The sequence below is a fragment of the uncultured Devosia sp. genome, assembly GCF_913055165.1.
Taxonomy (GTDB): Bacteria; Pseudomonadota; Alphaproteobacteria; order Rhizobiales; family Devosiaceae; genus Devosia.
In genome coordinates, this window is the sequence record NZ_CAJXJS010000078.1 from 1 (window position 1) to 13,037 (window position 13,037).

At 62.9% G+C, this 13,037-nt stretch carries 11 protein-coding genes and 1 pseudogene; 9 read left to right on the plus strand and 3 right to left on the minus strand.

Annotated features, from left to right (window positions below):
* The 9 genes and pseudogenes from rplI to QZ564_RS17460 all read left to right on the plus strand — a co-directional run.
* A pseudogene (gene rplI, locus QZ564_RS17420) lies at positions 1-417 on the plus strand (50S ribosomal protein L9); the annotation flags it as partial.
* A 325-nt stretch (positions 418-742) separates the two neighbouring features.
* Complete coding sequence (locus QZ564_RS17425; protein WP_297112756.1) at positions 743-2,227, plus strand: replicative DNA helicase; 1,485 nt, start codon at positions 743-745, stop codon at positions 2,225-2,227.
* Between the two features lie 2 nt (positions 2,228-2,229).
* Positions 2,230-3,357: an alanine racemase gene (gene alr, locus QZ564_RS17430; protein WP_297112759.1), complete on the plus strand. Its 1,128-nt coding sequence runs from the start codon at positions 2,230-2,232 to the stop codon at positions 3,355-3,357.
* A gap of 98 nt (positions 3,358-3,455) precedes the next feature.
* A complete protein-coding gene (locus QZ564_RS17435; protein WP_297112762.1) occupies positions 3,456-4,010 on the plus strand; it encodes a DUF1697 domain-containing protein in 555 nt (184 codons plus the stop codon).
* Between the two features lie 2 nt (positions 4,011-4,012).
* Positions 4,013-5,419, plus strand: coding sequence for a DNA repair protein RadA (gene radA, locus QZ564_RS17440; protein WP_297112764.1), 1,407 nt, complete (start codon positions 4,013-4,015; stop codon positions 5,417-5,419).
* Between the two features lie 115 nt (positions 5,420-5,534).
* Positions 5,535-6,164, plus strand: coding sequence for a CvpA family protein (locus QZ564_RS17445; RefSeq protein WP_297112767.1), 630 nt, complete (start codon positions 5,535-5,537; stop codon positions 6,162-6,164).
* A gap of 110 nt (positions 6,165-6,274) precedes the next feature.
* Positions 6,275-7,777 (plus strand): amidophosphoribosyltransferase, encoded by a 1,503-nt coding sequence (gene purF / locus QZ564_RS17450; RefSeq protein ID WP_297112770.1) that lies wholly within the window; start codon positions 6,275-6,277, stop codon positions 7,775-7,777.
* Positions 7,777-8,511, plus strand: coding sequence for an SDR family NAD(P)-dependent oxidoreductase (locus tag QZ564_RS17455; protein ID WP_297112773.1), 735 nt, complete (start codon positions 7,777-7,779; stop codon positions 8,509-8,511). Before purF ends, QZ564_RS17455 begins: the two co-directional genes overlap by 1 nt.
* Before the next feature lie 3 nt (positions 8,512-8,514).
* Positions 8,515-9,108, plus strand: coding sequence for a GNAT family N-acetyltransferase (locus tag QZ564_RS17460; protein ID WP_297112776.1), 594 nt, complete (start codon positions 8,515-8,517; stop codon positions 9,106-9,108).
* Between the two features lie 30 nt (positions 9,109-9,138).
* On the opposite strand, the gene QZ564_RS17465 is transcribed toward QZ564_RS17460, so the two are convergent.
* From QZ564_RS17465 to QZ564_RS17475, 3 genes are all read right to left on the minus strand, one after another.
* Complete coding sequence (locus QZ564_RS17465) at positions 9,139-10,425, minus strand: hemolysin family protein (RefSeq protein WP_297112779.1); 1,287 nt, start codon at positions 10,423-10,425, stop codon at positions 9,139-9,141.
* 125 nt (positions 10,426-10,550) lie between these two features.
* Complete coding sequence (gene der, locus QZ564_RS17470; protein WP_297112782.1) at positions 10,551-12,002, minus strand: ribosome biogenesis GTPase Der; 1,452 nt, start codon at positions 12,000-12,002, stop codon at positions 10,551-10,553.
* 27 nt (positions 12,003-12,029) lie between these two features.
* Positions 12,030-12,791, minus strand: coding sequence for a tetratricopeptide repeat protein (locus QZ564_RS17475; RefSeq protein ID WP_297112785.1), 762 nt, complete (start codon positions 12,789-12,791; stop codon positions 12,030-12,032).
* Positions 12,792-13,037: the final 246 nt, after the last annotated feature.

The window sequence follows — 13,037 nt, forward strand, 5'->3', positions numbered from 1 at the left end:
GACGGCTTTGCCCGTAACTTCCTGCTGCCCCAGGGCAAGGCCCTGCGCGCCACGGAAGCCAACCGCAAGAAGTTCGAAAACGAACGCGCCCATATCGAACAGCGCAATGAAGAGCGCCGAAACGCCGCCGCTGGCATTGCCGAAGGTCTCAACGGCCATGCCGTGATCATGATCCGTCAGGCCGGCGAAACCGGCCAGCTCTACGGTTCGGTCGCCGCGCGCGACATCGTGGAAGCCCTGGCCAAGGACGGTTTCACCGTTCAGCGCAACCAGGTCGACCTTGCCGACCCGATCAAGACCGTGGGCGTGCACAGCGTTTCGCTGTCGCTGCACCCGGAAGTGGCCGTCGAGATCACCGTCAATGTTGCCCGTTCGGAAGACGAAGCCGAGCGTCAGGCCGCTGGTGAAGACGTTACCGTCCACACCTTCGAGGCCGATGAAGACGGCGATTTCGCCGCCGGACAGCAGGACGCGGCTTCGGACGATCGCTTCGAAGAGTAGTCTTCGATTACGGACGAGAATTGAAGGCCGGGCCCTGCGCCCGGCCTTTGCTTTTGGGGGCAAATAGGCGAGACTCGGCAAGCCCGGCGCTGAGTCCCAACATGGCAAGGTGGTGTGGAGATTTTCCCCGTTCTCCACAATGTTCACATGCTGCTTGTTCGGCATTAACCAGTGCTGCCTTAGCGCGGGACATGAGCCGCCATTGCATGGTTAAGAAAGGTTAACCCCCACAGGACGTCCCATGGCCGAGATCGCACGCCTTCACCCCGCCGAAGACAAAGCCTTTCGCGTCGCCCCGCACAATGTGGAGGTGGAGCAGGCGCTGCTGGGCGCGATCCTGATCAATAATGACGCCTTTTATCGCGTCGCCGACTTCCTGCTGCCCGAGCATTTCTACGAGCCCATCCATCGCGAAATCTATGAACTGGCCGGCAAGATCATCCGCGCCGGCAAGGCGGCGGAACCGGCAACGCTCAAGACCCACCTGCCCGACCAGCTGCTGCCTGACGTCACCATGATGCAGTATCTCTCGCGCCTGGCGGCGGAGGCGACGACGGTGCTCAATGCAGCCGATTATGGTCAGGCCATTTACGATCTGGCCATCCGTCGCAACCTCATCATGGTGGGCGAGGAAATGGTCTCGGTCGCCTATGACAGCGATGTGGAGATGACCCCGGTCAAGCAGATCGAGAAGGTTGAGGGCGAGCTGTTCCAGCTGGCCGAAAAGGGCCGCTATGATGGCGGCTTCCAGGCCTTTGGTGCGGCGCTGAATGCCTCCATCCAGATGGCAGGCGAAGCCTTCCAGCGCGATGGCGGCCTCTCCGGCATCGCCACCGACCTGCACGATCTCGACAGGCAGATGGGCGGGTTGCAGCGGAGCGACCTGATCATCCTGGCCGGCCGTCCCGCCATGGGCAAGACCTCGCTGGTTACCAATATCGCCTATAACGTGGCCAAGGCCTGGCGCGGAGACGTGACGCCAGACGGCCACTCCAAGACGGTCAATGGCGGCATTGTCGGCTTCTTCAGCCTGGAAATGAGCTCCGAACAGCTCGCCACGCGTATTCTCGCCGAGCAGGCCGAGATCTCGTCATCCGATATCCGCCGTGGCCGCATTCACGACAACCAGTTCGCCAAGCTGGTCGACGTCTCCAATGTCATGAGCAAGGTGCCACTCTATATCGACGACACCGGCGGCATCTCGGTGGCGCAGCTTGCTGCCCGCGCCCGGCGCCTCAAGCGGCAAAAGGGGCTCGACCTTCTGATCGTCGACTATTTGCAGCTGCTTTCGGGTTCTTCCAAGGCCTCAAGCCAGAACCGCGTGCAGGAGTTGACCGAGATCACCACCACGCTCAAGGCGCTCGCCAAGGAACTGGAAGTGCCGATCATTGCCCTCTCCCAGCTCTCCCGACAGGTGGAAGCGCGCGACGACAAGCATCCGCAACTGGCGGACCTGCGCGAATCGGGTTCTATCGAACAGGACGCGGACGTGGTTCTGTTCGTGTATCGTGAAGAATACTATCTCAAGAACAAGGAACCCAAAGAGGGCACGCCGGAGCATCTGACGTGGCAGGGCGAGATGGAGAAGGTCCATGGCAAGGCGGAAGTGATTATCGCCAAGCAGCGTCACGGCCCCACCGGCACGGTGCAGTTGAGCTTCGAGGCCCAATTCACCCGCTTTGGTAACCTTGCTCGGGCAGATTATCTGCCTGAACGCATGGAATAGGCATGGCGCTGACTTCGGGCCTTGGCGGCCAACTGAGCATCGATCTTGGGGCTTTGGCCCGAAACTGGCGGGCCCTGGACAAGGTGAGCGCCGGCGCACTGACTTCTGCCGTAGTCAAGGCCGATGCCTATGGCATTGGCATCGAGCAGGCCAGCAAGGCGCTGCATGCAGCGGGCGCCCGGTTCTTCTTTGTTGCCACCCCGGATGAAGGCATGGCGGTTCGGGCGGCAGTGCCGGACGCACACATCTTCATCCTTTATGGTCTCTATCCCGGCGCTGCGAACCTCTACATCCGGCAGAATTTGATGCCGGTGCTCGGTTCCATGTCGATGCTGGAAGAGTGGCTGGCCAAATGCGTCGAGCGCAACGAAGCCTATCCTGCCGCCTTTCATTTCGACACCGGTATCAATCGCTTGGGCTTCCGCCTGAATGAGGCGGCTCAGGTGCGCGAGCGCATCGAAAAGCTCGGCTATGCGCCCCAGATGATCATGAGCCATCTGGCTTGTGCCGATACGCCCAACCATGAAAAGATCCGCACGCAATTGGCGCTGTTCGGTTCGGTCATGGCTCAGTTTCCGGGCATTCCCGCGTCGCTCGCCAATTCGGCAGGGCTGATGACCGGCCGCGATTATCATTTCCAGATGGTGCGCCCGGGTATCGCGCTCTATGGCGGCCGCGCCGTCAGTGGGCGCAAGAACCCGATGCAGCCGGTGGTGACGCTGCACATGCCGATCCTGCAGGTAACCGAAGCACGGACCGGCGAGACCGTTGGTTACGGCGCCACCTATACGCTCAACCGCAATTCCAAGCTGGCCATCCTGGGTCTCGGCTACGCCGATGGCTTCTTCCGATCGCTGTCGGCTACCAATCCCCGCCCCGGCGGCAAGGTGTTCATTCGCGGCAAGCTCTGCCCCGTGATCGGCAGGATCTCGATGGATCTGACCGTGGTGGACGTCACCGAACTTGGGTCCGACCTGCCCATGCCGGGTGAAGGCGCCGAGGTCCTCGGGCCCCATATCAGTGTCGACGACCAGGCGGACGCTGCGGGAACCATCGGTTATGAGGTTCTGACAAGTCTCAAGGGCCGGTACACCCGTAACTATGTCGGAGACGGGCATTTGCCGGAGTGATGCGCTGCCACTTGCTATAGTGTTGTTCTTATTTTGTTCTTGCCGGGAGCGCTGGATCGCTGTTAGTCTTGCTCGCGATCATAACCTCCGGATTTGCATTGGCCAGTTCCCCACCTCTCTATGCCATCCTGCTGCGCGCCATTGGTCCGGTTACGCATAGGCTCATGAGCATGGCACAGTGGCGGGAGGCCTCGGAGGCAGCCGGGTTCATTCGGCCTGAGACGCTGGTCAATACGGGCAACATGGTCGCAGGATTTGGCGGGACACCAGCGGCGGCGCGCAAGGCGATGGAGCCTGTCCTGCGTGGCTTCGGGCTGGGTGAGAATGTTGTCCCCGTCGTGCGATCGTCGGCGCAGATGAAAAATCTGCTCAAGGCGGACCCGATCGCAGAGGCGGCCCTGAAGCGGCCGAACGAGACCGGAGTATATTTCTTTGCCGCGGCCAAGCCGGATTTTGGCTGGATCGGGGATCATGACGGACCGGAGGCGATCCACATTGTCGCCAACCACCTGATCGTGGATTTTTCGCAGGATGTCGCCAAGTCTGGCAGGCTGATCCGGAAGATTGACAAGCTTTGCGGGCTCAACACGGCGCGCAACTGGAATACGACGCGAAAGCTGGCGGAACGCCTGATCGCGCGGGAGAAGGAATAGGCGTGGCCAAGAACCGATCGCAGTTCATCTGCCAGTCCTGTGGGGCCGTTTCCAGCCGGTGGCAGGGGCGGTGCGACGCCTGTGGCGAGTGGAATACCATCGTCGAGGAACTGGTCGATTCAGGTGTCGGCGCCGGACCCAAGTCCGCCAAGGCCAATGGGCGGCCGGCTAATCTGGTGCCGCTTTCGGGCGAAACGGAAAGCGCCGCGCGCGTCGTGACCGGCTTTGCCGAGCTGGACCGGGTGACTGGCGGCGGGTTCGTCAAGGGCTCGGCCCTGCTGGTCGGCGGCGATCCGGGAATCGGCAAATCGACCCTGCTGCTGCAATCGGCAGCGGCTTTAGCCAAACAGGGCAAGCGCGTCATCTATGTTTCGGGTGAAGAGGCGGTGGCACAGGTGCGCCTTCGCGCGCAACGGCTCGGACTGGGCGAAGCCGGTGTGCTGCTGGCCGCCGAAACCAATGTCGAGATCATTCTCGCCACGCTGGAAAACGGGCCGCCACCGGACCTGGTCATCATCGACTCCATCCAGACCCTGTGGACGGATCGCGTCGACAGTGCGCCCGGCACGGTCACCCAGGTCCGCACCTCTGCCCAGGCACTGACCCGCCTGGCAAAGAAAAGCGGGGCAGCTGTTGTCCTGGTCGGCCATGTCACCAAGGACGGGCAGATTGCCGGGCCCCGCGTGGTCGAGCACATGGTCGATGCCGTGCTCTATTTCGAGGGCGACAGCAGCCACACCTTCCGCATCCTGCGCGGGGTGAAGAACCGCTATGGCGCAACGGACGAGATCGGCGTCTTCGCCATGACCGAACGAGGGCTTGAGCAGGTTGCCAATCCCTCGGCCCTGTTCCTTGATCAGCGCGACAAGGATGCGGCCGGTTCGGCGGTCTTTGCCGGCATGGAGGGCACCCGTCCCATCCTGATCGAAATTCAGGCGCTGGTGGCCCCCTCCCCGCTCGGCACGCCGCGCCGGGCCGTAGTGGGCTGGGACAGTTCGCGCCTTTCCATGGTGTTGGCGGTGCTCGAAACGCGCTGCGGGGTCCGCATCGGGGCCAATGACATCTACCTCAATGTTGCGGGCGGGTTGAAGATCAACGAGCCGGCCGCCGACCTTGCCGTGGCCGCAGCCCTGATCTCGTCGCTGACAGGCGCGGCACTGCCGGCCGATGCAGTCTATTTCGGCGAAATCTCCCTGGCCGGCGGCGTGCGGCCGGTCGTGCATGGCGCGTTGCGCCTGCGTGAAGCCGAAAAGCTCGGCTTTGGCTCGGTCGTCACCGGCAAGCTGGGCAAGGCGGATCGCGGTGGCAATCTGGAAGTAACCGAGTATGCGCAGTTGAGCGACATGGTCAGCCGCATTGCCGCGCGGGGCAAGCGCCCCATGCCGGAACCGGAGCCGGAGGCTTGGTAGGCGACCGGTTTTCGGGGAGATCGGCGCAGCGATGCCTGCCCACCCTTGGCAGGGCGCGCCAAAGCCGCTAAAGACCAGCCAAAGCCGGGGCGGCAAGAAAACAGGGCAAATACATATGCTGACTGCGTTCGACGTTGGTGTTGGTGTGCTGGTGCTGATCTCGGCGATTCTGGCAACCGCGCGCGGATTGACCCGAGAGGTCCTTTCCCTGGCGACCTGGGCCGGTTCGGCCGCCATTGCCGTCTATATGTGGCAGTACCATCCCGATATCGCCCGGCAATACATCGCCGAGCCAGTGGTCGCCGATATCGCCACCGTGGTGGTAACGTTCATCGTCGCGCTAATCGTGCTGCACCTTCTGACCATGCGCATCGCCGATTTCGTCGTCGATAGCCGCATCGGCCCGATCGACCGGACTCTTGGCTTCGTGTTCGGTGTTCTTCGCGGCATCTTGATTGCCATCGTCGTGACGATTTTCGGCATCTGGCTGCTGGGCACCAATCTGCCCGATTGGGCGGCCAATGCGCAGTCCCTGCCCTATCTTCGTGACATGGGTAACACCTTGATCTCAATGCTGCCCGAAGGCCTGGAGCAGCAGGTGACCGATATTCTGCAGGGCGGCGGCGCCAATCTGACCGAAGACCCACAGGCACCGGCCGCCCCGCTCGAGGGCGCCCCTGATCCGAGCATCGATGGCACCGTGGACCCGACCGATCCGGTCGTCGACCCGGCGCCCGAGGCCTGACATTTGAACAATGCGGCGGGAAGCAGCGCCCCCGCCGCAATCCTGCCGACCATAAGTGTCATTGGTAGCGGCAAGGAAAATGCGCTATTTGCGAGCGAGCCCCAATTCGCATGGAGAGCCCAGTGACCCATTGGAACGATGACGATTTCGATCTCAATGGAGACACGCTGCACGAAGAGTGTGGCGTGTTCGGCATTTTAGGGCATGACGATGCCTCGACGCTGACCGCGCTGGGGCTGCACGCCCTGCAGCATCGCGGACAGGAGGCAGCCGGCATCGTCAGCTTTGATGGTCGCCAATTCTACCAGGAAAAGCGCATGGGTCTGGTGGGTGACCACTATACCGACCCCGCCGTGCTGGCGAAGCTGCCTGGCAGCATCGCCATCGGCCACACCCGCTACTCCACCACCGGCGAAGTGGCACTGCGCAATGTGCAGCCGCTGTTTGCCGAACTGGAAGTGGGCGGCATCGCCATTGCCCACAACGGCAATTTCACCAATGGCCTGACCCTCCGGCGCCAGATCATCGCCACGGGCGCCATCTGCCAGTCGACATCCGACAGCGAGGTTGTGCTGCACCTGATCGCCAGGTCGCGCCATTCGTCGAGCACGGACCGGTTCATCGACGCCATCCGGCAGATGGAAGGCGGCTATGCCATGCTGGCGATGACCCGCACCAAGCTGATCGCCGCGCGCGACCCGGTCGGCATCCGGCCACTGGTGATGGGCGAACTCGATGGCAAGCCGATCTTCTGCTCGGAGACCTGCGCGCTCGACATTGTCGGGGCAAAATATGTGCGTGACGTCGAGAATGGCGAAGTCATCATTTGCGAGATCCAGCCCGACGGCTCGATCACCATCGATGCGCGCAAGCCGGCCCGCAAGACACCAGAACGCCCCTGCCTGTTCGAATATGTCTACTTTGCCCGCCCCGATTCGATGGTCTCGGGCCGCAGCGTCTATACGGCGCGCAAGAACATGGGCATCAACCTCGCCAAAGAGAGCCCGGTTGCGGCCGACGTAGTCGTGCCGGTGCCGGATGGCGGCACCCCCGCCGCTATTGGCTTTGCCCAGCAAAGCGGGATCCCCTTTGAGCTGGGTATCATCCGCAACCATTATGTGGGCCGCACCTTCATCGAGCCGACACAGCAGATCCGCGCTTTCGGTGTCCGTCTGAAGCATTCGGCCAATCGGGCCGAGATCGCCGGAAAGCGCGTGGTGCTAATCGATGACTCCATTGTGCGCGGTACGACCTCGATCAAGATCGTGCAGATGATCCGGGAAGCAGGCGCTACCGAGGTGCATATCCGGGTCGCCAGCCCTATGATTTTCCATTCGGATTATTACGGGATCGACACCCCTGATCCGGACAAGCTGCTGGCAAACCAGTATGGCGACCTGGACGCCATGTGCCGCTATATCGGCGCCGATTCACTGGCGTTCCTTTCCATCGACGGCCTGTATGAGGCGGTCGGGGGCGAGAAGCGCAACGCTGAAGCGCCGCAGTTCACCGACCACTATTTCACCGGCGACTATCCGACGCAGTTGACCGATCTGCATGGGCGGACGATGAGCGACCCCAAGCAGATTTCGCTGCTCAAGGAAGCGGGTTGATGACTGACAATACCGAGCTGACCGGAAAGGTCGTGCTGATCACCGGGGCCTCGCGGGGTATCGGCTATGCCGCGGGGATCGAAGCGGCGCGCCGCGGCGCGCATGTGATCGCGGTTGCGCGGACCGTTGGTGGACTCGAGGAACTTGACGACGCCATTCAGGCAATTGGCGGCTCAACGACGCTGGTACCTCTCGATCTGCGCGATGGCGACGCCGTCGACCGGCTGGGCGCGGCGATCTTCGAGCGCTGGGGACATCTGGACGGCCTGGTCGCCAATGCCGGGCAGCTGGGCGTGCTGAGCCCCGTCGCCCACATAAAGCCAGATGATTTCGACAAGGTGCTGGCGGTCAACGTCACCGCCAATTATCGCCTGATCCGCTCGCTTGACGTTCTCCTGCGCCAGTCCGAAGCCGGCCGCGCCGTGTTCGTCTCGTCCGGCGCAGCGCGCTCCGCCCGCCCCTTCTGGGGCCTCTACGCGGCCAGCAAGGCGGCCCTGGATGCATTGGTAAAATCCTATGCCGGCGAGATCGCCTCGACCAATGTGCGGGCCAATGTGTTCTATCCGGGCATTGTGCGCACCGCGATGCGCGCCAAGGCCATGCCGGGTGAGGACCCGAATACGCTGCCGCCCCCCGCCGATGTCGCACCCAAGCTCATCGATATGCTGAGCCCGTCGCTGACGGAAAATGGCCGCCTGTTCGATGTTGGCACCGGCGCTTTCGAAGACATCTGAACCATGCTGCAGTTGCGCCCGTACCGAGCCAGCGACCTCGACGCTCTTTATGCGATCTGCGTGAAGACCGGTGACGCCGGTCAGGACGCCAGTGCGCAACACACCGATCTGCAATTGGTGGGGCACATCTATGCAGCACCCTATGGCGTATTGGAGCCGGACAATGTGTTCGTGGCCGAAGACGCCGAGGGGGTAGCCGGCTATGTAGTGGGCACCCACGATACGGACCGGTTCAATGCGCGGCTTGATCAGGATTGGTGGCCGGGGCTGCGCGCCCGCTATGCCGACCCTTCCGGTATGACGGAGGCGGACCGCAAGCGCATCGCCACCATCATGAGGCCAAGCGCCACCCCCGCGGACCTGGTGGCCCGCTATCCCGCCCATATCCACATGAACCTGTTGCCGCGCCTGCGCGGACAGCGGGTCGGCACCCGTTTGTTGCAAATGTGGATCGATCGCGCCCGCAATGCTGGCGTCAGCGGCATTCACCTGGGCGCCAGCGCTACAAATACTGGCGGCATCGCCTTCTGGAGCCGCAGTGGCTTTACGCCGGTGCGCGAGGAACCGGGCGTAGTCTGGTTTGGAATGGACCTGTAGCGCCGATCTTCCGCGGCGGTCTGCGGGCTATCAGCCCGCTGGCTCGATGGGGGCAACCAGAACCTTGTCGATGCGATGGCCATCCAGGTCGAGCACTTCGAAGCGCCAGCCGTCCTGCTCGAAACTTTCACCGACACTTGGCATGTGGTTGACCTGCGCCAACACGTAGCCGGCCAGAGTTTCGTAGCGTGCGTCCTTGGGCACCGGCACGTTGAACCGCTCGGCAAAATCATGCACTGGCATCCAGCCCGCCACCAGCCAAGATCCATCCTTGCGCTGGGTCAGGGCCGGCTCGTCGCCCGGCTCCTCGTTATAGATGCCAGTGATCACCTCGAGCACATCGCCATAGGTGATGATGCCCTCGAAGTGTCCGTATTCGTCCACCACCAGCGCCATCTGGGCCCGGGCCTTGCGCATGGACTCGACCACGTCCAGGGCGTCGGCATGCTCCATGACCACTGGCACGGGCTTGACCAGGGCCCGCAAATCCGGTTGCGAGCCGGCCACCAGTGCCGGCAGCAGGTCGGACTGCGCCAGCACACCGACGATGGAGTCCGCGTCACCGTCCTGAACCAGAACCTTGGTATGGGATGTCTCAAGAATGACCTTGAGATTGTCCTCGTAGCTATCCTCAAGATCGATCAGAACCACGTCGAGCCGGGGGGTCATGATGCCACGCGCCGAACGATCGGCCAGGCGCATGACACCGGAGATCATCGAGTGTTCTTCATGCTCCAGAATGCCGGCTGAGGTGGCATCGGCGATGATCGAGCGCACCTCTTCCTCGGTCACCGAGTTCTCGCCGCGTTCGGATTGGCCGAGAATGCGCAGAACCAGCTTTCCCGAAATATCGAGCAACCAGACGATGGGCGTCCCGACCCGCGCCAACAGCGCCATTGGCTGGGCGACACGCGCGGCGACTCCCTCGGGATTGCGCAGGGCAATCTGCTTGGGCACCAGCTCTCCGAGAATCAACGAGCAATAGGTGATGAGGACAACCACGACCCCGACGCCCGCGACATCGGCGATGCTGTCGGGAACACCGATCTGTTCGAGCCAGGCCGTCAGACGCAGGCCCAGCGTGGCGCCGGAGAAGGCGCCGGAGAGGATGCCGACCAGGGTGATGCCGATTTGCACGGAGGACAGGAACTTGCCGGGCTCCTCAGCCAGGCGCATGGCCGTTGCCGCGCCCGTGTTTCCCTGCTCCGCCAAAACCTTGAGACGCGCGGTGCGGGCGGACACGACGGCCAGTTCGGACATGGCCAGGGCGCCATTCACCAGAATAAGCGCGATGACGATGAGAATTTCTGTGATCAAGACGGTGCAGCATTGGCACGCCGCGACCAATGGCGGGGTGCTACGACGCGCGCACTATAGGGCAAGGCCGGTGGTGGTAAACAGAGCCATTGGTCCGATATGACCAGCCGATCGGTTCACAACTGCTATTTCTTGTCCGCATAGGGATTTTTGCCGCCGCGCAGCCACAAGCGGATCGGCGTTCCCTTCATGTCGAAGGCCTCGCGCAACCCGTTGACCAGATATCGCTGATAGGAGGCCGGAACGGCGTCGGGGCGCGAGCAGAAGACGATGAAGCTCGGCGGACGCGTCTTGGCCTGGGTCATGTAGCGCAGCTTGAGCCGGCGGCCAGAGACAGCCGGGGGCGGATGGCCCTCGATCATGCCCGCCAGCCAGCGGTTGAGCCGTGATGTCGAAACATGGGCATTCCAGCTGCGCTCGATCTCGAAGATGGCATCCATCAGCTTGTCGATATTGCGCCCGGTAAGGCCGGAAAGCGTCACCAGCGGAACGCCGCGCAGCTGCGGCAAGAGCCGTTCACAGGCCTCGCGCAGTTCGGCGAGCGTCTTGTTCTTGTCCTCGATCAGGTCCCATTTGTTGAGGGCAATGACCATGGCCCTTCCTTCACGTTCGACCAGATCGGCCAGGGCCAAATCCTGCTTTTCGAACGGGATGGTCGCATCGAGCATGAGCACGACGACTTCGGCATATTGGATGGAGCGCAGGCTGTCGCCCACCGCCAGCTTCTCAAGCTTTTCGGTCACCCGGGAGCGGCGGCGGATACCGGCCGTGTCCACCAGGTTGATGGTCCGCCCTTCCCACTCCCAGGGGACCAGAATGCTGTCGCGGGTGATCCCTGCCTCGGGGCCGACCAGCACGCGGTCCTCGCCGACCATGCGGTTGACCAGAGTGGACTTGCCGGCATTGGGGCGGCCCACGATGGCCACATTGAGGTGACGGCGCGGGTTCCAGCGCAGCGTGGCGTCGTCGCCCTCGCCCTCCAGCATGTCCGGCGTGATGTCGACATCGACCTCGGGCATGATGTCGAGGTCAGCGTGATCCTCAGCGTCTTCGGCGGCCTCGGCTGCCTTTTTCTCTTCCGCCTTGTCGATGGCGGCGGAGACGATCGAATAGAGTTCGGACAGGCCCAGGCCATGCTCGGCGGAAAGCGGGATGGGTTCGCCGAATCCCAGCTTGAACGCCTCGACCAGACCGGCTTCCGCCGCACTGCTTTCGGCCTTGTTGCCAACCAAATGCACCTGCTTGCCCGCCTTGCGCAAAACCTGGGCAAAGCGCTGGTCCAGCGGCACGACCCCGGCGCGGGCGTCGATCATGAACAGGATAACGTCGGCCTCGCGGATCGCCAGTTCGGTCTGCTGCCGCATGCGGTCTTCGAGCGAGCCGTCCTTGACGTCTTCATATCCGGCGGTGTCGAGCACCTTGAAGCTCAGGTCGGCAATACGGCCATCGGCCTCGCGGCGATCGCGGGTCACGCCCGGCGTGTCATCGACAAGAGCGATCTTGCGGCCGACCAGGCGGTTGAAAAGTGTCGATTTGCCGACATTGGGGCGGCCGACAATGGCAACGGTGACCGTCATGGCGGTATCCCCTAAAGGTGCGGCAGGCTATTGACCGACAGGTTCAGCGGCAGGCGCCGCTTCGGCGTCGCCTTGCACGATGGCGTCGATGGCCTCGGCAGCGGCTTCCGCCTCAGCGGGTTCCTCGATCACCGCGACGCCCTCAGAGAGCATCTGGGCGAGGTAATAGGCCATGCGATTGCGCATCGCAGCCTGCGCCAATGGATCATTGATCACGGCCTCGAAACTGGCCTGGGCGGCGGCATAATCCCCTGCCTTGTACTGGGCGAGCCCCAGCAATTCCCGCGCCACGCGGCGCATCTGGTTATCCTCGGACGCGATCGTGCCGATGCGTGCCTCGACATCGGCCAAGGTGCCGCTATCGACCAGAATATTGGCGGCCAGCAGCAGAGACAGTTCCCGCAGGCGGGTGTTGGACTGGGTGTTGGCAAGTCCATCATAGGCGGCCACAGCGCCGGCGGTGTCGCCCTGCTCCGCCAGAAGCGCGGCCTGGCGGAATTCGGCCAGTGCGGGATATCCACCCGAGCCATCAGCCGCCAGGGCTTCGAGCTGGGTCTGCGCCTGCTCAAGATCACCAGCCTCGGCGGCGTCAAAGGCCGAATACAGCGCCTCGGAGGCGGTGGCGGACTGACTATTGGTATACCAGGACCACCCCTCGTTGACGGCAACCAGCGCGACGATGGCCACAGCACCCCCGATCACGAAGGGCGCGAAACGGCGCCACAGCGCCCGCATGCGATCGGTGCGCAGTTCCTCGTCGATCTCGCGAAAAATGTTCTCGTTGGACATGGCTGGCCTAGGGTCGGAAGAATTAGAGGGGGAGCATTATCACGCGCCCCCGGGAATGCAAACCGGCTCGCCTTGGCGAGCCGGGTAGAACTGCATCGTGCCCGTTGAGGATCTGGGCCCTGCGAGCCGCCACTCGACCATAGGTCTCGCGGCCTGCTTGCCTAAATTTGCTCCACTGGCAACTGTATTCAGCTTGGAGCTGGGTTGGCGTAGTCGGTCTGGGTTCTGATCATTGCGTTTAGTGTG